Raw genomic sequence first — 18,272 nt, 5'->3', positions numbered from 1 at the left:
ATTTTGCATCGCAATCGCATGTTTTACCCGCCGCTGGCCGCCGCAAGACAAAGAGAGTTTGATGACGATTGGTCTTAGCCTGCAACATGTCAGCCACGAATTTGGCGGTACGCCGGTTTTACACGATGTGAATGTCGATGTCGCACCGGGGGAAATGGTCTGTCTTTTGGGACCGTCGGGATGCGGCAAGACAACGGCACTGCGGCTGGCGGCCGGTCTGGAAAAACTGCAAACCGGTACAGTACGAATCCACGATGAAGTCGTGGCGGCTGCCGGTCAGTATCTTGAACCGGAAAAACGTGGCGTCGGTCTGGTTTTTCAAGATTATGCCCTGTTTCCCCATCTAGATGTGGCGCGTAATATCGGGTTTGGTCTGCGGCATTATGATGATGCCCGCCGCAAACAGGCGGTGATTGACGCCCTGAAACGGGTCGGGATGGAGGATTTTATTCATTCCTATCCCCATCAGTTGTCGGGCGGACAGCAGCAACGTATTGCCCTTGCCCGTGCGCTTGCCCCGACGCCGCGTGTAATGTTGCTGGACGAACCGTTTTCGGGGCTGGATGTTGCCCGCCGGTCCGAATTGCGCGACACGACATTGCATGTATTGAAAAATGCCGGGATTGCGACCGTCATGGTTACGCATGATCCCGAAGAAGCCATGTATATGGCGGACCGTATCATTGTGATGAATAATGGACGGGTGATGCAGGATGGCACCCCCGAAGAACTTTATTTCCGTCCGGCCAATCATTTCGTTGCGTCTTTTTTTGGCGAGGTCAACCGGTTTGCCTCAAAGGTGGAAAATGGCGTGGTATCAACCCCGCTCGGCGATATCACCGTTGGCGATGTGGCCGATGGCACCGAGGTTGATGTGCTGGTGCGACCCGAAGGATTGCGGATCGGGCAGGTGATCAATGGTCATGATATCCGGGCCAATGTCGATGCTGTACGGTCATTGGGCGGGGTTAGCCTGATGCATTTGTCGCTGGCAGCCGGGCCACATGTGCATGCGCGGGTGCCGCGCAGGATTTTCCCGCTGAAAGCCGGTCAGGTCTCTATTACACTTGATCCCGAGATGACCTTCGTGTTTCCTAGGGGTTGATAACGGGTTTTGTAATAACAGCGCGTTGCGTAGCGGATGGCTTTCTGCCATTATCGCGGCGCTCTGTCGCAGGACAGAAAACAGTTTTGGAGAATATGGGTTATGGGTATCGGCGTTTGGCAAATCGTTCTGATTCTGGCGATTGTTCTGATCATTTTTGGCGCAGGAAAATTGCCAAAAGTGATGGGGGACATGGGCAAGGGCATCCGCAGCTTTAAGGCCGGTATCAATACCGACGATGACGAGAATGCACCGAAAAAAACCATCGAAAGCAATGCCTCTGCCTCGGTTTCTGCCGAAAGCAAGGACAAGGATTCCGTTAAATCCTGATCGTCTGTCCGGATCGTCTCAGATAGGCGCATTACATGTTTGATATCGGCTGGACCGAAATGGCGCTTGTCGCCATCGTCGCCTTGTTTGTCGTGGGCCCGAAAGACTTGCCCCATGTTCTTTACAAACTGGCGGGTTACTGGAAAAAAATGCGGGGGATGGCCCGCGAATTTCAGGGCGGCATAGATAACATCATCCGCGAGGCCGAACTTGATGACCTGCGTAAGCAGGTCACCAGCAAATCCAGCCCGACCGATTTTCTTGAAAAACATATCGGCGAAGGAGCCGATAAAAAACCTGCGCCGAAAAAAGAGCCCGGTGCCTCCGACATCCCTGCTTCTGTGACGGATTCTGATCAAAAGAAACCGGGCGAAACGCCGGTTGTCAAAAATGACAAGCCGGAGAAACAGGCGTGAACATGCAAAGCCAAGACAAGCAGATGCCGATCATGGAGCATCTGATCGAATTGCGGAATCGCCTGACATGGGCGGTTCTGGCGCTTTTTATCACTTTTGGTATTTGCTATTTCTTTGTCGAAGACATCTATGGCTTTTTGGTGCGGCCTCTTGCCGAGGCGATGGGGCCGGGCGAAAACCGCCGGATGATCTATACCGCCCTGACCGAGGTGTTTTTCACCTATGTCAAAGTGTCGTTCTTTGCTGCCTGTTTCCTGTCTGCGCCGGTATTTCTGGGGCAGCTTTGGGCCTTTGTCGCGCCGGGGCTTTATAAAAACGAACGGTCTGCCTTTTATCCGTTTTTGTTTGCGACACCGGTGCTGTTCGCGGCAGGCGGGGCGCTGGTGTATTATTTCATCATGCCTCTGGCCTGGACCTTTTTCCTCAGCTTTGAAACCAGTGGTGCCGGAACCGGTGGCATGGCGATCCAGCTTGAAGCCAAGGTTGGCGAATATCTGTCGCTGGTGATGAAACTGATCTTTGCGTTTGGTCTCAGCTTTCAGTTGCCGGTCCTGCTGACCCTGATGGCGCGAGCCGGGATTGTCACGGCGGAATCTTTGGCAAAGCGGCGCAAATATGCAGTTGTTATTGCCTTTGTCATGGCCGCAATCATGACGCCGCCTGATCTGATTTCACAGGTTGGCTTGGCGATTCCGATTGTTATTCTTTACGAAATTTCGATTGTGATGGCCCGTCTGGCCGAACGCAAACGGGCACGCCGCGAAGCCGAAGAAGAGGCCGAAGAGGCAGCAGAGCAGGCCGAAACGACAAAAAATGCGTCCGACGATGGCGTTGATGCCCAGGCGGCAGCCGCAGCGTCAATGCACGAAACGGATACAAAACCGGAGACGAAATCTTCATCCGATTCTTCTGCGTTGCCTGACACAAGCAAGGGAACGGATCGTGACGAAGATGATTTCAATAACGCCCGGTAACGCAACGAACAATGACTGAGCAGCCTTTTGATGGGGTAGGCCAGGGGGCTGCCCCGTCGTATAAAAGCCCGAAAATTTGACAGATAAGGTGCTGTTACATGCACGACATTAAATGGATTCGCGAAAACCCCGACGCCTTTGACGCCGCGATGGTGGCGCGCAAGCAGGATATAACAGCCCAGCGTCTGATGGATATCGACGCCGAACGTCGCCGTCTGATGACAGAACATCAGGAAATGCTGGCGCGGCGCAAAAATATTTCCGGTGAAATTGGCAAGGCCAAACAGACCGGCGGTGATGCCGATGCCCTGATGGCCGAAATGTCGGGCCTGAAAGACCGAATCAAGGATGCCGAAGACGGGCAGGCCGCCCTGAACCAGCAACTTGACCTGTTGCTGTCATCCTTGCCCAATGTGCTGGATGCCAGTGTTCCGGCGGGTGTCGATGAAAATGACAATGTTCAGATTCGCCAATGGGGTACGCCACGCGATTTTGATTTTGCGCCGCTGGAACATTATGATCTGGGCGAAAAACTGGGCATGATGGATTTTGAAACTGCCGCCAAATTATCCGGGTCACGGTTTGTCATTTTGCGTGGCGGTCTGGCACGGCTGGAGCGCGCATTGGCGCAATTCATGCTGGATTTGCATGTCGGCGAACATGGTTATCAGGAAACCACCACCCCGATGCTGGTGCGCGACAATGCGATGTTTGGCACGGGGCAATTGCCTAAATTTGCCGAAGATTCGTTTAAAACCACCAATGATATGTGGCTGATCCCGACATCCGAAGTTACCCTGACCAATCAGGTGGCGGGCGATATCCTGGATGAAGAACATTTGCCGTTGCGTTATACCGCGCTGACGCAGTGTTTCCGTTCCGAAGCCGGGTCGGCCGGACGTGATACCCGTGGCATGATCCGCCAGCATCAGTTTTCCAAAGTGGAAATGGTGTCGATTGTTGATCCGGACAGTTCGGATGCCGAACTGGATCGCAAGACCCGCTGTGCCGAAACCGTTTTGGAACGGCTTGGCCTGCCCTATCGCACCATGGCGCTGTGCGCAGGCGATGTTGGTTTTTCCGCCCGCAAAACCTTTGATATCGAAGTATGGTTGCCCGGTCAGGGCAAATATCGTGAAATTTCATCCTGTTCCAATACCGGCGATTTTCAGGCGCGCCGCATGAATGCGCGGTGCCGCAAGGCGGGCGACAAGAAAACCCGTTTTGTCCATACCCTGAACGGGTCGGGGCTGGCAGTTGGGCGGTGCCTGATTGCGGTGATGGAGAATTATCAGCAGGCGGATGGGTCGATCCGGGTGCCCGATGTTCTGAAACCCTATATGGGGGCGGTCGATGTTATCGCGCCGCAGGCATAAGGCAGTTTAATGGTCGATCTGAAAAAAGCCCGTATCCTGATCTGCAATGATGATGGCATTGATGCGCCGGGAATCAAATTGCTGGAACAGATTGCCCGTCAATTATCCGATGATGTCTGGGTTGTTGCCCCGGCAATTGAACAAAGTGGGGCGGGGCATTCCCTGACATTGCGCCATCCCTTGCGCATTCGCCAGCGCGACAAACAGCATTTTGCTGTCGATGGGACGCCCACCGATTGCATCTTGCTGGCCTTGCAACAGATTATGCGGGACAGTCCGCCGGATATTGTGCTGTCGGGAATTAACCGGGGCGGCAATCTGGGCGAGGATGTGACTTATTCCGGAACCGTGGCCGCTGCGATGGAGGCAACCTTGCTGAATGTTCCGGCGATTGCCTTTTCGCAGTATTTTTCCGGCAATGCCATCGACTGGTCGGTGGCAGAACGGCATCTGGCTGATGTGACGCGCACCCTGATCAAGACCGGCTGGCCCAAGGGGGTTCTGATCAATGTGAATTTCCCTGAATCCGAAAAGGATGGCGGGGCGCGGATTCGTGTGACAACACAGGGACAGCGTAAAATTGGCGACCACATTGCCGAACGGCTTGATCCACGCGGCGAGCCTTATTACTGGATCGGGGCCATCTTGGCCGACTTGCCAGAAGATGAAAATTCCGATTTGCGGGTGATTGACCAGGGCGATATTTCTGTCACACCGATCAGCCTTGATTTCACCCATTATCAGACCCACGCCAAATTGACGAAAGCATTTCCGTGACTCACCCGATCATGACCCGCAAACCGGAAATTGACGCGCTATTGTCGATCCTGCGTGATGACGGGATCCATGACGAAGCGGTTCTTGAGGCGATTGCCAAAATTCCGCGCGATATTTTTGTGGCCGAGCCCTTTGTCCGCCGGGCGTGGGAAAATGTCGCCCTGCCGATCAGCAAGGGGCAAACCATCTCGCAACCTTATGTTGTTGCCCTGATGACCCAGGCGTTGGAACTCAATGACCGCATGAAGGTTCTGGAAGTCGGCACTGGATCGGGATATCAGGCGGCCATTCTGGCGTTGCTGGCACGGCGTGTTTATACCCTTGAACGACAAAAACCATTGCTGCGCGAGGCCGAAGACAAGTTTCGCCAACTGGGCCTGCATACAATTTCCACCCTGCATGCCGATGGTGGCCTTGGCTGGCGGGCGCAGGCACCGTTTGACCGGATTATCGTGACGGCATCGGCACAGGATGTACCGCCGGTTCTGGTCGATCAACTGGCGATTGGCGGCATTATGGTGGTGCCGGTGGGCGAGGTGTCGCACACCCAGCTATTGCTTCGGGTTATGCGGACTCCAACCGGTATTGATGTCACCGAACTGATGCCGGTGCGTTTTGTTCCGATGCTGGCGGGTACCGAAGAATTTTAAGAGTTTTCAGGCGAAACACCTGATCTGCTTACAGAATGTTAACGGCTTTGGGCGGAAAATCCGCCCTATGATGGAAAAAGCTGTCAAACAGGTCGTTTACATATCCCGCACGCTGTTGATTGTCTGTGGGACAACGGCGGCGCTGGCGGGCTGTTTACTGAACTCAACGCCTGTGCCTGTCGTTTACGGGGATGGTGCGTCTTACAGCCCTGACAAAATGCCCGCACTTAAAAATGGCGAGCGGGTGATTACCGTGCAGCGTGGTGATACGGTATCTGCCTTGTCACAACGTTACAGCACCAATTTCCAAACCTTCGTTGCGCGTAATGAATTATCGGCCCCTTATGTTATCCATCCGGGGCAACGTCTGGTCCTGCCGCCGTGGGAACCGGCAAGCGCGACGGCAACAGTACAGGCACGACCCCAAAAAAAACCAGCAACTACAAATGTTACCATTGCCGGGCGTTCTGAAACCGTGACGACGATGTCCCTTGACACGCCCGTTTCAGGCAATGATGTCAGCACAGATGCCGGGCCGGCTCATCCTGTCTCTGCCGGAAAGGCCGAAATACCGGCACCGGGCATGAAGCCGCAGGAATATGCCGCCCGTGCCGAACAGCGTTTTGCCTCGGCAAACAGCTGGCAAACCGATAGTCGGCCTGCGGTCGCGGCCCCAACGCCGGTCGCCAGCAGCACCAACAGCCTGAAACAGGATGCCAGTCTGATGACCCCGGCGGCCCGGGCGGGGTTTATCTGGCCGGTGGAAGGCAAGATTATTCTGGGATACGGGGCCGGGGCCGGTGGCCTGTTTAATGATGGCGTCAATATCGCCGCAGATCGCGGAACGCCGATAATGGCCGCCGATAATGGTATTGTGACTTATGTTGGTAATGAATTGCGTGGTTTTGGCAATCTGATCCTGATCAAGCATGAGGGCGAATATGTTACCGCCTATGCGCATACCGAAAACCCGATGGTGGCGCGCGGCGATGTGGTCAAACGCGGGCAAAAAATCTCGACGGTCGGCAGCACGGGGGCGGTGTCTCGCCCGCAATTGCATTTTGAAATTCGCCATGGCCGAAAATCCCGCGACCCGATGGCGCATCTGCCGCAATTGATGGCTGCCCGTTAAGAGCGATCTAAAAAACAGCCCTGCACCTGGCGGAGCTGTTTTTATTTTGTCAGAATTCCGAATTTTTCAGCGCAGATTTTTGCCGGTTTCCCCGGCAATTTCCTGAATGAATTGCCATGCGACTCGCCCGGAACGGCTGCCGCGTGTAACGGTCCATTCCTTGGCCCGCGCCAGCAATGTTTCCTGCGGCATATCGATGCCAAATTCCTTGGCATAGGCCTCGATGATGGCGAAATAGACATCCTGGGTGATGTTATGAAAACCCAGCCACAGGCCGAAACGATCCGATAGCGACACTTTTTCCTCGACCGCCTCGGACGGGTTGATGGCAGTTGAGCGTTCATTTTCGATCATGTCGCGCGCCATCAGATGACGGCGGTTCGACGTCGCATAAAAAATCACATTATCCGGGCGGCCTTCAATACCGCCTTCCAGAACCGCCTTCAGCGATTTGTAGGATTCGTCATGCAGATCAAACGACAGGTCATCGCAGAACAAAACGGTTTTGCGACCACTGTCTTGCAAGATATGCAGTAATGTCGGCAGGGTCGGAATATCTTCGCGGTGAATTTCAACCAGCGCCAGCGCGCCGGGATTTTCGGCATTGATTTTGGCATGCATCGCCTTGACGATTGAACTTTTGCCCGTGCCGCGGGCCCCCCATAACAGGGCATTGTTGGCGGGCAAGCCATCGGCAAAGCGTTTGGTGTTGTTATAAAGGATCTGTTTTTGCTGCTCGATCCCCTGCAACAGGTCAATTTCGATGTGATTGACGTTTTTCACCGGGTGCAAATAACCGGTATCGGCATGCCAGACAAAGGCATCGGCCAATGACAGGTCGTTTTGCCGCGGGGCAGGCGGTGCCAGTCGTTCCAGGGCACTGGCGATGCGCTCAAGCAGCGGCACCAGTTTGTTCATGTCTTCACTCATTGAGGCCTCTTAGGGTGGTTTCCATCAGCATATTGGCGGGTATGATGCCGACCGTAGCATAGGCAATACCCGCCACAACAGGGTAATGATGCGCGATATTCTGTGAACTGGATTATGGTAGCAGCCTGACCGACCAGTTATATAGTCAGGGCAAAATCGCGTTCTTCCTTGCACTGACGCGCTTCCCCGTTATATTCCGGCAGTTGATTGGTTTTGTTGTTTTGAATTAGGAGTTCCTGATGTTGATTTCGCCTGCTTATGCTCAGGGCGCTGGTGGTGGTGCGGATATGCTGACAAGCTTCCTGCCGCTGATCCTTATTTTCGTTGTTTTCTATTTCCTTCTGATCCGCCCTCAGCAGAAGAAACAGAAACAGCATAAGGAAATGCTGGCTGCGATCCGTCGTGGCGACAAGATTGTTACCGCAGGTGGCATCATTGGCACCGTTGCCAAGGTTATCGGCGATGACGAAGTGTCGGTCGAGATTGCCGAAGGCGTCAAAGTCAAGGTTGCCCGTGGCATGATTTCCGCCGTTTTGTCGAAAACCGAACCGGCCAAAAGTAGCGCGGACGACAAGGACGACGAAGAAGAAGAGATCAAAAAAGACTGATCTTTCGCAAATTTTACAGGCGGGACCTTCGGGTTCCGCCTGTGTCTTGTGGGCAGATTGACGAACGATCCTGCCCCGAAATTTGTTTGACGATACGTTTCCCGGACATCTCTGGTTACAGGACACATGCTTTATTTTACCAAATGGAAAGTTGCACTGGTTCTGCTGGTGTGTGCTTTGGGCGTGATTTACGCCGCCCCCAACTTTCTGCCAAAGGGATCATTCTCTTCGGACAGTGACTGGATGCCGGGCAAACAAATCAGCCTGGGCCTTGATTTGCGTGGCGGTTCGCACATGCTGCTGGAAGTCGGGGTCGATACGGTCATTCGCGAACGCTATGACACGCTGTCTGACAGCATCCGCAATGTACTGCGCGAAGAACGTATTCGTTATCGCGGATTGCGCGGGGCGGAAACCGGTGCATCGGTGACGATTGTCGATGATGGTGATGTCGAACGCGCCCGGACCGTCATTCGGGGCATTGAACCCGATACCGAAATTGGCGGTGAGGGTAGTCATATCACCGTGACCTATACCGAACTGGCGCGTCAGGAACTGATCAGCCGCGCCATCGCCCAGTCGCTTGAAGTGGTGCGTCGTCGTGTTGACGAACTGGGCACGACCGAACCGTCGATCCAGCGTCAGGGCGAAGACCGCATTGTCGTTCAGGTCCCCGGCCTTGATGATCCGTCGCGGTTGCGGGCGATCCTTGGCCGGACCGCCAAAATGAATTTCCATTTGCTCAATGACAGCAAAACCCCGGCAGAAGCCCGTGCGACCGGCATTCCAGCCGGGGCCATGATTTTGCCATCGGCGGATTCCGGAGACCGCGCCGCCGGGATCACCGAATATCTGGTGGATCGTCGCGTTGTGGTATCGGGTGATAACCTGATTGATTCGCAGCCGACTTTTTCCGAAGGACGCCCGGTGGTGTCTTTCCGGTTTGATACGGCAGGCGGGGCGCGGTTTGGCGATCTGACCAGCAAGAATGCGGGGCGTCGTCTGGCGATTGTGCTGGATAACGAGGTGATTTCCGCCCCGCGCATCAATGAACCGATTTTGGGTGGTAATGGCATCATTACAGGCCAGTTCAGTGTGCAGGAAGCCAATGACCTGTCACTATTACTGCGTGCCGGTGCCTTGCCCGCCCCGATGCAAATCCTTGAAGAACGGTCGGTTGGGCCGGGATTGGGGCAGGATTCGGTCGAAGCCGGTGAAATCGCCGCCATTCTTGGCCTTGTGTTCGTGATTGCCTTTATGGTGATCAGCTATGGCCGCTTTGGCGTCTTTGCCAATGTCGCACTTTTGATGAATCTGATGCTGGTTCTGGCGATCATGTCGGCCTTGCAGGCGACTTTGACCTTGCCGGGGATTGCTGGCATCGTTCTGACCGTCGGTATGGCGGTTGACGCCAATGTTCTGGTGTTTGAGCGCATCCGCGAGGAACGGCGTAATGGGCGTACCATCATCAATGCGATTGATGCGGGTTATCGCAATGCGATGTCCACCATTCTTGATGCCAATATCACGACACTGATTGCCGCTCTCGTATTGTTCAGCTTTGGCTCTGGCCCGATCAAGGGCTTTGCCGTGACGCTGTCAATCGGGATTATCACCTCGATGTTCTCGGCGATCTGGCTGACCCGTTTGATGGTTGCTGTTTGGGTCAAACGCCGTCGTCCGACGGAACTGGTTCTGTGAGGAAGGGAGCAAGCACGTAATGAAACCTTTGCATCTTGTTCCGGATGACGTGAACGTCCCGTTCCTCAAATTCCGGAAGATTTTTTATATTCTGTCTCTGGCGATGGTGCTTGCTTCGGCGGCATTGTTCTTCACCAAGGGGTTGAATTTCGGCATTGATTTTCGGGGCGGTGTCCTGATTGAAATCAAAACAGACGGCCCGGCCGATATTTCCGCCTTGCGCGATAATCTGGGCAGTCTTGGCCTTGGCGATGTGACGATTCAGGAATTCGGCGCGCCCGATGATGTCCTGATCCAGTTGCAGCGACAGGATGGCGATGAACAGGCTCAGATGGATGCTTTGGCGCAGGTGACGACTGCCCTTGGCGAGGATGTTACCATCCGGCGAACCGAACTGGTTGGCCCCAAGGTTGGCGGCGAATTGAAAGAAGCCGGTCTTTATTCCGTGATCATCTCGCTTTTGCTGATCATGGTTTATATCTGGTTCCGGTTTGAATGGCAGTTTGCGGTTGCCTCGGTTGCCGCCCTGTTGCATGACGTCATCATTACCATTGGCGTTTTTGTGATTACCGGCATTCAGTTCGATCTGGCAACCCTTGCTGCGGTTCTGACTGTTGCCGGTTATTCGATCAACGATACCGTGGTGGTGTTTGACCGCATTCGCGAAATGTTGCGCAAATATCGCAAGATGGAAATTCCCGAATTGCTCGATATGGCGATCAACACCACGTTGTCGCGCACAACCATGACGTCCTTTACGACGATTCTGGCGCTGGTGGCATTGTTTGCGTTTGGTGGCGAGGCGATCCGGGGGTTCACCTTTGCCCTGATTATCGGCATTGTGATTGGCACCTATTCGTCAATCTGCGTGGCGGCACCGCTTTTGCTGGTTCTGCGGGTTCGCCGCAAATTGCCGGAAGATGAAGAAGGCAAGGAAGCCGCCAGCAAGGCCTGATTGGGCTGATTTTCTGTTGCGGACATTTACAAAAAGGCCGGGTTCGTGCAACAACGACCCGGCCATTTACGTGTTGTCGCCCTGCCAACAACAAAGAGATAGCGCCATGTCGATTGATATTACCCCCACGATCCTGCCCGGTCGCAAACTGATCACCAGTTATGGCGACGGGTTGTTCCGGTTTGGCGAAGAAACCATTCAGGGATCGATTTTCCTGTTCCCGACGCAGGTTCAGTCATGGCCCTGCCAAAATGCAGAAAATCTGAGCGCGGAATCATTTGCCCCGGTGATCGCACAGGCGGATGAGGTCGATATCCTGTTGTTGGGGATGGGGCCACGGATGTTGCCGGTTTCAACCGCGTTACGAATGGCCTTGAAATCCCACGGCATCGTCATTGAACCGATGGATACCGGGGCGGCTTGCCGGACCTATAATGTACTTTTGGCCGAAGAACGGCGGGTTGCGGCGGCATTGATTGCGGTGTGATGCAAAACAGTGGTGCAAACCTGCTGGGCACTGGCAATTGCGGCGGCAGGACCGGGTGCCATATCGGATGCAAAAACATCACCACACAGAAAGAGATTGCGCCACGGTGATACCATTTTCGGGCGCAAGGCCGCCATGCCCGGCGTAAATTCCGGAAAGGCCATATCCTGTATGACAAACCGGTAATCGGGGCAGGGCTGTTCTGCTGCCTCAGGGTTTATCAGGCTGATGGCCTGTTGCCACACTGTCCTGGCAAGGTGGTTCTCGGGAATGGTGTCAGCGATCACCAGATCGCAAGCAAGGGTAACATGCAGGGTCTTGCCGCTATGGCAAACTGAACCGATCAGGTCATCATCGACCAGCCAGCCTGCCGGATGTGTTGCAGGATCATTTATCTTGAAAACAAACGCCCGTCGCCGGGCCGGTGCCGGGGCAATGCCCAGATCGGGAATGGCGGCATATAAATCGGTTGGGGGCAGGGCAACAATCACGATATCCGCAGGATCAAGAATGATTTGCGTTTCGCCAAACAGCAAATCCGTCGCATGATCGGCGGTGCTGTCAATGTCATCCAGCCGGGCATTTTCGACAATTACCCCACCCATTTCGATAAAATGCGTTTTCAGACACGGCAAGGCAAAACGATGCATGGCATCGGCATTCATCGCGGAAAAAACCGGTTCGCGGGATTTTATAATCAGGTCGCGCCATCGCGGCATAATGATTTTGCCAAGCAGGGCCGCTGAACAGCGTTGCAAGGATGTCACCAGCAGAAAATCGGCCAAAGGCCCCAACAGCGATACCGGCGTTGCGGCTTCTGTTATCTTAACCCCTTGATCCGGATCGGCATAGCGCAGCGCCCATAATCGGACCGCGAGATCAAGGCGTTCGGCCCAATTTGTGCACGAGGAGATGAGGCCTGTCGCCAACCCGTCCTTCAGAACATGCCATGTATCTTCATCTGATTCGACCATGACATGGGCGGGCGTGATCAGGTCATCGGGCATGTCGGACCATTGCGCAAAAAAAACCGAAAGCCTTTGATCCGGATCATAAAAAATGTCGGGTTCGGATGAAAGTGGTGTTTTCCAGTCGGGATCAACACGGCGGGTCCAGCGGCTGCCAAAGGAAGTTCCTGCATCATACAGTGTTACGTTTGCCCCGGCCTTCGCCAGCAGCATTGCCACGGCCGATCCTGCGAGTCCGGCACCAATGACGTGAATTCGGCAAGGCTGGGATGATGTCATATCGCCGTCGTTATTTTGTTGTTATACAAGGCCGCACGCCATTAAACGGCTGATCCGTATTCAGAACAAGTCACGTAACACAGACATCATGATGACCGACAAAATACCAGACCTTTCCTATTGCGCCGATTATGTCCGTCGTCATGACCGGGATCGTTTTCTCTGTGCGCTGTTTGCCCGCCCGGAACGGCGCGAGGATTTGTTTGTTCTTTATGCCTTTCATCAGGAAATTTCAAAAACCCGCGAAATGGTCAGCGAGGCCATGCTGGGCCATATTCGCCTGCAATGGTGGCGTGATACGCTGGCGGGCATTGATGATGGCGAGGTACGCAAACACGAAGTTGTCGAACCATTGGCGGCGATGATTGCGGCGGGACGTGTGGCGCGCAAGGACCTTGAGGCCGTGATCGATGCCCGCGAATTTGACCTGGCCGATACCGCACCGGAAAATATTTCGGCCCTGGAACAGTATGTTGATCAGACATCCGGGCATTTGGCGGCAGTCGCGGCGGGTTTGCTCGGCGCGACAGATGCGGCGGCGCAGGATGCCGCCAGACGGGCGGGGATGGCCTATGGCATGGTGGGCATCTTGCGGGCCATGGTGTTTCATGGTCGTGCCAAACGCCTTTATATGCCGCAGGACCGGATTGCAAAACACAAGGTTTCGCAGGGCGATCTGTTTGAGTTTCGCAGTACCGAACCGGTCAGGGCACTGGTGCGCGAACTGGCCAAAACGGCACAATCCCACATAAAGGCCGCCCGCCAAATGCGCCGGGCCTTGCCCAAAACGGCATTGCCTGCGGCGTTACCGCTGGTTCTGGCCGAAGGATATCTGAAAAAACTGGAAAAAAGCGGATTTGATCCCTTTTCGGCGGAATTCGGACTGGCGCGACCGGCCAGTTTTATGCTGACATTACGGGGCATTATCGGGCGTTTATAGCGGGCAGGGCTTTACAATATCAAAATTGCCCATAAATCAATATCAATGGGAACCTGATCAATGCAGGATTATGGTTTCGGGGCCGGTGTCGAAAGGCAAAAGAGGTTATGATGAAGGCATTGCGTACGATTTACCTACCGGTTCTTGTTGCCGTCATTCTGCTGGTCGGCGGCGTATCGGCTGCCCGTGCCGAATCGATTGATCCTTTTATCGGTGAATATCACGGTGCGGCGATTGATTATGGCCAGGATGAACTGAAGGCCCGCGACCTTGATGTCAGCATCAAACAAAATGCCAAGGGGTTCAGCATCGATTGGTCAACCGTGATCTACAAGGATGATGGCAGGGAAAAGCTGGCCAAATTGTCGATTGATTTTTATGAATCAGACCGCCCCGGCATTTATGGCAGCGCCATGCGTACCGGCCTGTTTGGCAAACGTGTTCCCAATGATCCGATGCAGGGGGAGCCGTTTGTCTGGGCGCGCATTGTGAATGGTACCCTGACTGTCCATGCGCTGTATATCACCGAAAATGGCGGTTACGAGATGCAGGTCTATGACCGGACCCTTGATCAGGATGGCAATATAGATCTGGTGTTTGAGCGGTTCCGCGATGGCGAAGCCATCCGGGCGATCAAGGGCAAGCTGGAACGGCAGTAACCACCCCCGGAACCGCGGAAATCCGGGCATTGCAGATTAATTTGAATATTTTTGAAAAAAGTTCTTGATTTGTTCTTTTTGCTGTGGCATAAGAGAAAAATCAACGGGGCAAATGCGCCCGGACCGAAATCCGCAAGGCTTGTACCTTGCGGGTTTTTGCGTTTGGCGACAGAGGAAAGAGACGATGATGATGCAGCGGCAAAAACACGGACAGGGCGGCGGGTTAACCCACAGGATCATGACAGGCGGGTGGAAGAGTCATTACGGAGGTAATGCGCGGGCGGTCTGACCCGGCCATTGGTCAGGACGCCCGAGGTGCGCCTTGTTGGTGGAGGGCCTGCCCGATGCTACCCGGTGCAACCGGGCGTCGCCGGACAGTCCGGACATTGTCGGTGGCAGGCAGGGATTCCGCATGGCGAAGCCATCCGTGCGATTGAGGGCAAAGGCCCGGCAGGAGCGTCAATGGTCACCGGTCGGTTCCGTGAACTTGAACAGGTGCGGCATCCACCACAGAAAAACCATCATCCCGCCCAGTTCGATCAGGGATTGGCAGACAATGACGATGGCCGCAATTTCCCAACCGGATGGCAAAGCCAGGGCGACGGGCAGGATGACAAAGGAATTGCGGGTTCCCAGACTGAAGGCCAGTGTTCGGGCCTGTGCCGTGGGCAGGTGCAGGATCGTTGCCAGAAGTTTGGCGATCAGTGCCGCCATCAGCAAAAATACCGCAAACAGTGGTGCGACGATGGTCAGAACGCCGACGGCATTGATGACGTGCTGAATATGGGCCGCCGCAATCAGGAAGACGACCAGTGCCAGCAAGGGCACCGGTCCCCATGCCAGACGGTCGCGCCAAACCTGCCGGGCCGGGCGGTGTTCCATCCATCGTTCTGTCAGGGCGGCCAGTACCAGTGGCACCAGCACGACAAAAACCGCAGGCCAGATATCGCCGGGTGACACGGCAACCGTGATGCCGGAACCCGCCATCAGCCACAGATAAACCGGCAGCAGAACCAGTTGCAGCAACAGATTAAGCGGGGTGATGGCAAGGGTGCGGGGGGCATCCCCGCCACCCAGATGGCAAAAAGTGATGAACCAGTCGGTGCAGGGGACAAGCAAAACCAGCAGTACGCCCAGCCGCAAGGCCGGATCGGCGGGCAGAAACTGGATCAATCCCCATGCCAGCAATGGCAATAAAACGAAATTGCCGATCAGAACCGCGCCGACAAAGCGGTGATCGCGAAACGATTCCCGGACATGCCATAACGGCACCTGCACAAAGGTCGTATAAAGCAGCACGATTAAAACCGGCCACAGCAAGCCTTCCAGAACCGGAATGATTGCCGGCAATGCTGCCCCGGTCACAAGCCCGGCAAGGATGGCGCACAGATAAAACCAGACCTGATGGCGTTCCATTGTCAGGCGGTTCATCAATATGCGTCTTCCTTAGCTGTTGATACTGGCAAGCCAGTCGTCAAATAGCGGGATGGCGCGGTCGGTATAAAGTTTCTTGCGGTCGCGGCCCTTGACCCGTTTGGTTGGTTCAACCGGCGGGAACAGACCGAAATTGACATTCATCGGCTGAAACGTGCTTTCATCCGCGCCGCCGGTAATGTGGTTCAACAACGCCCCCATTGCGGTTTCCAGCGGCGGTGCCGGAATATCGCGGCCCTGTTTTTCGGCAAGGGCGAACCGTCCGGCCATCAGTCCGACGGCGGCACTTTCGACATAGCCTTCGCAGCCGGTGATCTGCCCGGCAAAGCGAATGTCCGGGCGGATTTTGAGGCGCAATGTCGGGTCCAGCAGGCGTGGGGAATTGAGGAAGGTATTGCGGTGAATGCCGCCCAGACGGACGAATTCGGCATTTTCCAGCCCCGGTATCATCCGGAAAATATCGGCCTGTGCGCCGTATTTCAATTTGGTCTGAAACCCGACGATATTGTAAATCGTGCCCAGTGCATTGTCCTGACGCAATTGCACGATGGCGCGGGGTTTGCGCGTCGGGTCATGCGGGTTGGTCAGGCCGACCGGCTTCATCGGGCCGTGGCGCAGGGTTTCACGCCCGCGTTCGGCCATGACCTCGATCGGTAAACAGCCGTCAAAATACGGCGTGTCTTTTTCCCAATCCTTGAATTCGGTTTTTTCACCGGCCAGCAGGGCATCGATAAAGGCGTTATATTCCGCCTCGTTCATCGGGCAATTGATGTAATCCTTACCATCGCCCTTGTCATAGCGCGACTGGAACCATGCCTTGTCGAAATTGATGCTTTCCTTATAGACAATCGGGGCAATCGCATCAAAAAACGCCAGCGATTCCTCGCCGGTTGCCGTCCGGATTGCCTCGGCCAGCGGGCCGGATGTCAGCGGGCCGGTGGCAATGATCGTCTGTTCCCATTCCTGTGGCGGCAAACCGGCAATTTCGCCCCGTTCCAGCGTGATCAACGGATGGGCGACCAGCGCATCGGTGACGGCCTGTGAAAAGCCTTCGCGGTCCACCGCAAGGGCGGCCCCGGCCGGAACCTTGTGCGCATCGGCGCATTTGATGATCAGTGATCCGGCCCGGCGCATTTCATCATGAATCAGGCCAACGGCATTATATTCGCGGTCATCGGACCGGAACGAATTGGAACAGACCAGTTCGGCGCATTTGTCGGTTTGATGGGCGTCGGTTGGCCGGGTCGGGCGCATTTCATGCAGGATCACGGGCACACCGGCCCCGGCCAGTTGCCATGCGGCTTCGCTGCCGGCCAATCCGGCACCAATGATATGAACGGGTTTGACGGTGGTCACGTTTCCGAATTCCTTACACAAAAACAATCGGGGGCAAATCCCCGAAATCTGGCCCTGACATAGCGGCACCTTTGGGGGAAATTCAAGTCTCTTGCGTCATTTTTGCCCGGAAAAGAAAAATCGGGAAAATTTTATCACAAATCGCTGTGTCCTGCGTCCTTGTTCCAAGGTCTTGTCATTCAGTCGGGAAATTGCAGGGGACCATCATGAGCTATCCCCACAGGCCATATGGTTACGAGCCGGGGCAATGCCCGGTGGTCGGGCTGGTTCCGATGCGCCGATACCGCTATGGCCCGGATGATAGGTCATGTGAGGGGCAGGCAGATCATAAACCATCCGAAACCGACAAGTTTGACCAGTTGTTGCAAGTCTTGCTGATGCGGGCCGGATTGCCGGGCGGCATAATATCCCTGTCGGGCAGTGGGGGTCTTTCGGATCAGCATATCGAACAATTGGTGGATTATGTGGCGGCGACCGGCCACGGTTGGCGGTTTGGCCATACTTTGCGCCTGTTTTTACGCTGGTGGCGCAGCGATGCGGTATCAACCCCGGCGGCACAGGCCAAACGCCGGTCGGACGCCCTTGTCATGCTGGGTGCGATGATTCATGGCAAGGACAGGTTTGTCCGGGATTATCTGGCCGATCTCCATGATCAGGAACCCTCGGTCAAGGCCCCCCGTCATTGGGTGTCACAGCCTATATTTGCGGCCATGCTGGCATTGATCCTGTCGCCGGTGATCCTGATGATCGGGATTTATGTGTTTATCGGGCTGGATCATCTGATCAGCATCGGGCAGGGACGATTGTTTGGGTATTCGTATGATTTGCTGTTTTATGTCGGCAGTTTCGGGGCGATTGGCGCGCTGGTCAGCATGATGATGCGGCTGGGCCGCAGTGACGACTGGGCCAGCGCAACGGCGGGTTCGGCGTTTTTAAGTTTCCTGTTTCGGCCCTGTCTGGGGTTTTGTTTTGCCCTTTTGGCCCTGTTGTTGCTGAGTGCGGGGATATTGCCGATCTCGCTTGACCGGTTGCATGGCCTTGCCGATATGGATGAAGTCACATCGGTACAGGGCAGCGGGCAAATGGCCGTGGTGCTGATCGCGGCCTTTTTGTCGGGGTTTAGCGAGCGGCTTGGCCCGGCCCTGATCAACCGTGTCGAACGGCGGGTTGGTGATGAGGGCCGGGGGCTGTGATC

The 18,272-nt window shown here is 55.1% G+C and carries 19 protein-coding genes; 15 read left to right on the top strand and 4 right to left on the bottom strand.

What is annotated here, in order from left to right:
* Window positions 1-61: 61 nt before the first annotated feature.
* The 8 genes from Q8O73_RS07630 to Q8O73_RS07595 all read left to right on the top strand — a co-directional run bounded on the left by Q8O73_RS07630 (window position 62) and on the right by Q8O73_RS07595 (window position 6,760).
* Window positions 62-1,105 carry an ABC transporter ATP-binding protein gene (locus tag Q8O73_RS07630; RefSeq protein ID WP_305557077.1) on the top strand — a complete coding sequence of 348 codons (1,044 nt, stop codon included), beginning with the start codon at window positions 62-64 and terminating at the stop codon, window positions 1,103-1,105.
* Window positions 1,106-1,207: 102 nt separating this feature from the next.
* Window positions 1,208-1,435 carry a twin-arginine translocase TatA/TatE family subunit gene (gene tatA, locus Q8O73_RS07625; protein WP_305557075.1) on the top strand — a complete coding sequence of 76 codons (228 nt, stop codon included), beginning with the start codon at window positions 1,208-1,210 and terminating at the stop codon, window positions 1,433-1,435.
* A gap of 35 nt (window positions 1,436-1,470) precedes the next feature.
* The gene (tatB, locus tag Q8O73_RS07620) at window positions 1,471-1,851 is read left to right on the top strand and encodes a Sec-independent protein translocase protein TatB (RefSeq protein ID WP_305557073.1); all 381 of its coding nucleotides are present in this window, start codon (window positions 1,471-1,473) and stop codon (window positions 1,849-1,851) included.
* 2 nt (window positions 1,852-1,853) lie between these two features.
* Window positions 1,854-2,825, top strand: a complete 972-nt coding sequence (gene tatC / locus Q8O73_RS07615) for a twin-arginine translocase subunit TatC (protein WP_305557922.1) — start codon at window positions 1,854-1,856, stop codon at window positions 2,823-2,825.
* A gap of 98 nt (window positions 2,826-2,923) precedes the next feature.
* Window positions 2,924-4,201 carry a serine--tRNA ligase gene (gene serS / locus Q8O73_RS07610; RefSeq protein ID WP_305557070.1) on the top strand — a complete coding sequence of 426 codons (1,278 nt, stop codon included), beginning with the start codon at window positions 2,924-2,926 and terminating at the stop codon, window positions 4,199-4,201.
* 9 nt (window positions 4,202-4,210) lie between these two features.
* Window positions 4,211-4,978 carry a 5'/3'-nucleotidase SurE gene (gene surE / locus Q8O73_RS07605; RefSeq protein WP_305557068.1) on the top strand — a complete coding sequence of 256 codons (768 nt, stop codon included), beginning with the start codon at window positions 4,211-4,213 and terminating at the stop codon, window positions 4,976-4,978.
* A gap of 11 nt (window positions 4,979-4,989) precedes the next feature.
* Window positions 4,990-5,628: a protein-L-isoaspartate(D-aspartate) O-methyltransferase gene (locus tag Q8O73_RS07600; RefSeq protein ID WP_305557921.1), complete on the top strand. Its 639-nt coding sequence runs from the start codon at window positions 4,990-4,992 to the stop codon at window positions 5,626-5,628.
* 67 nt (window positions 5,629-5,695) lie between these two features.
* On the top strand, window positions 5,696-6,760 hold the full coding sequence (locus Q8O73_RS07595; protein ID WP_305557066.1) for a peptidoglycan DD-metalloendopeptidase family protein: 1,065 nt from the start codon (window positions 5,696-5,698) through the stop codon (window positions 6,758-6,760).
* A 66-nt stretch (window positions 6,761-6,826) separates the two neighbouring features.
* On the opposite strand, the gene Q8O73_RS07590 is transcribed toward Q8O73_RS07595, so the two are convergent.
* Complete coding sequence (locus Q8O73_RS07590) at window positions 6,827-7,690, bottom strand: ATP-binding protein (RefSeq protein WP_305557063.1); 864 nt, start codon at window positions 7,688-7,690, stop codon at window positions 6,827-6,829.
* A gap of 239 nt (window positions 7,691-7,929) precedes the next feature.
* On the opposite strand from Q8O73_RS07590, the gene yajC reads away from it, so the two are divergent.
* The 4 genes from yajC (at window position 7,930) to Q8O73_RS07570 (ending at window position 11,441) form a co-directional block, all read left to right on the top strand.
* A complete protein-coding gene (yajC, locus tag Q8O73_RS07585) occupies window positions 7,930-8,298 on the top strand; it encodes a preprotein translocase subunit YajC (RefSeq protein ID WP_305557061.1) in 369 nt (122 codons plus the stop codon).
* Window positions 8,299-8,424: 126 nt separating this feature from the next.
* The gene (gene secD / locus Q8O73_RS07580) at window positions 8,425-9,999 is read left to right on the top strand and encodes a protein translocase subunit SecD (protein WP_305557059.1); all 1,575 of its coding nucleotides are present in this window, start codon (window positions 8,425-8,427) and stop codon (window positions 9,997-9,999) included.
* Between the two features lie 19 nt (window positions 10,000-10,018).
* A complete protein-coding gene (gene secF / locus Q8O73_RS07575) occupies window positions 10,019-10,954 on the top strand; it encodes a protein translocase subunit SecF (protein ID WP_305557057.1) in 936 nt (311 codons plus the stop codon).
* A 106-nt stretch (window positions 10,955-11,060) separates the two neighbouring features.
* On the top strand, window positions 11,061-11,441 hold the full coding sequence (locus tag Q8O73_RS07570) for an Mth938-like domain-containing protein (protein WP_305557055.1): 381 nt from the start codon (window positions 11,061-11,063) through the stop codon (window positions 11,439-11,441).
* Here the strand turns inward: Q8O73_RS07570 and Q8O73_RS07565 are convergent.
* Entirely contained in the window at window positions 11,384-12,688 is a 1,305-nt protein-coding gene (locus tag Q8O73_RS07565; RefSeq protein WP_305557053.1) for an FAD/NAD(P)-binding protein, read from the bottom strand. The two genes, Q8O73_RS07570 and Q8O73_RS07565, sit on opposite strands and share 58 nt — an antisense overlap.
* A gap of 91 nt (window positions 12,689-12,779) precedes the next feature.
* On the opposite strand from Q8O73_RS07565, the gene Q8O73_RS07560 reads away from it, so the two are divergent.
* Window positions 12,780-13,628 carry a phytoene/squalene synthase family protein gene (locus Q8O73_RS07560; protein WP_305557051.1) on the top strand — a complete coding sequence of 283 codons (849 nt, stop codon included), beginning with the start codon at window positions 12,780-12,782 and terminating at the stop codon, window positions 13,626-13,628.
* Between the two features lie 107 nt (window positions 13,629-13,735).
* Window positions 13,736-14,287, top strand: a complete 552-nt coding sequence (locus Q8O73_RS07555) for a hypothetical protein (RefSeq protein WP_305557049.1) — start codon at window positions 13,736-13,738, stop codon at window positions 14,285-14,287.
* Window positions 14,288-14,746: 459 nt separating this feature from the next.
* Here the strand turns inward: Q8O73_RS07555 and Q8O73_RS07550 are convergent, their stop codons facing one another.
* Window positions 14,747-15,718: an arsenic resistance protein gene (locus Q8O73_RS07550; protein WP_305557048.1), complete on the bottom strand. Its 972-nt coding sequence runs from the start codon at window positions 15,716-15,718 to the stop codon at window positions 14,747-14,749.
* A 15-nt stretch (window positions 15,719-15,733) separates the two neighbouring features.
* Window positions 15,734-17,077, bottom strand: coding sequence for a methylenetetrahydrofolate--tRNA-(uracil(54)-C(5))-methyltransferase (FADH(2)-oxidizing) TrmFO (trmFO, locus tag Q8O73_RS07545; protein WP_305557046.1), 1,344 nt, complete (start codon window positions 17,075-17,077; stop codon window positions 15,734-15,736).
* 206 nt (window positions 17,078-17,283) lie between these two features.
* Here trmFO and Q8O73_RS07540 point away from each other — a divergent pair, with 206 nt between their 5' ends.
* On the top strand, window positions 17,284-18,270 hold the full coding sequence (locus tag Q8O73_RS07540; protein ID WP_305557045.1) for a hypothetical protein: 987 nt from the start codon (window positions 17,284-17,286) through the stop codon (window positions 18,268-18,270).
* Window positions 18,271-18,272: the final 2 nt, after the last annotated feature.

The organism is Thalassospira sp., from assembly GCF_030690045.1.
GTDB lineage: Bacteria > Pseudomonadota > Alphaproteobacteria > Rhodospirillales > Thalassospiraceae > Thalassospira.
The sequence above is the reverse complement of the archived record's forward strand: the minus strand, read 5'-3'. Positions and strand labels throughout refer to the sequence as shown.

What these genes read in the sequence shown, in the direction of transcription:
- Q8O73_RS07630 (WP_305557077.1), top strand. Translation starts at nt 62, where the DNA reads ATGACGATTGGTCTTAGCCTGCAACATGTCAGCCACGAATTTGGCGGT.
- tatA (WP_305557075.1), top strand. Translation starts at nt 1,208, where the DNA reads ATGGGTATCGGCGTTTGGCAAATCGTTCTGATTCTGGCGATTGTTCTG.
- tatB (WP_305557073.1), top strand. Translation starts at nt 1,471, where the DNA reads ATGTTTGATATCGGCTGGACCGAAATGGCGCTTGTCGCCATCGTCGCC.
- tatC (WP_305557922.1), top strand. Translation starts at nt 1,854, where the DNA reads ATGCAAAGCCAAGACAAGCAGATGCCGATCATGGAGCATCTGATCGAA.
- serS (WP_305557070.1), top strand. Translation starts at nt 2,924, where the DNA reads ATGCACGACATTAAATGGATTCGCGAAAACCCCGACGCCTTTGACGCC.
- surE (WP_305557068.1), top strand. Translation starts at nt 4,211, where the DNA reads ATGGTCGATCTGAAAAAAGCCCGTATCCTGATCTGCAATGATGATGGC.
- Q8O73_RS07600 (WP_305557921.1), top strand. Translation starts at nt 4,990, where the DNA reads ATGACCCGCAAACCGGAAATTGACGCGCTATTGTCGATCCTGCGTGAT.
- Q8O73_RS07595 (WP_305557066.1), top strand. Translation starts at nt 5,696, where the DNA reads ATGATGGAAAAAGCTGTCAAACAGGTCGTTTACATATCCCGCACGCTG.
- Q8O73_RS07590 (WP_305557063.1), bottom strand. Translation starts at nt 7,690, where the DNA reads ATGAGTGAAGACATGAACAAACTGGTGCCGCTGCTTGAGCGCATCGCC.
- yajC (WP_305557061.1), top strand. Translation starts at nt 7,930, where the DNA reads ATGTTGATTTCGCCTGCTTATGCTCAGGGCGCTGGTGGTGGTGCGGAT.
- secD (WP_305557059.1), top strand. Translation starts at nt 8,425, where the DNA reads ATGCTTTATTTTACCAAATGGAAAGTTGCACTGGTTCTGCTGGTGTGT.
- secF (WP_305557057.1), top strand. Translation starts at nt 10,019, where the DNA reads ATGAAACCTTTGCATCTTGTTCCGGATGACGTGAACGTCCCGTTCCTC.
- Q8O73_RS07570 (WP_305557055.1), top strand. Translation starts at nt 11,061, where the DNA reads ATGTCGATTGATATTACCCCCACGATCCTGCCCGGTCGCAAACTGATC.
- Q8O73_RS07565 (WP_305557053.1), bottom strand. Translation starts at nt 12,688, where the DNA reads ATGACATCATCCCAGCCTTGCCGAATTCACGTCATTGGTGCCGGACTC.
- Q8O73_RS07560 (WP_305557051.1), top strand. Translation starts at nt 12,780, where the DNA reads ATGACCGACAAAATACCAGACCTTTCCTATTGCGCCGATTATGTCCGT.
- Q8O73_RS07555 (WP_305557049.1), top strand. Translation starts at nt 13,736, where the DNA reads ATGATGAAGGCATTGCGTACGATTTACCTACCGGTTCTTGTTGCCGTC.
- Q8O73_RS07550 (WP_305557048.1), bottom strand. Translation starts at nt 15,718, where the DNA reads ATGAACCGCCTGACAATGGAACGCCATCAGGTCTGGTTTTATCTGTGC.
- Q8O73_RS07540 (WP_305557045.1), top strand. Translation starts at nt 17,284, where the DNA reads ATGAGCTATCCCCACAGGCCATATGGTTACGAGCCGGGGCAATGCCCG.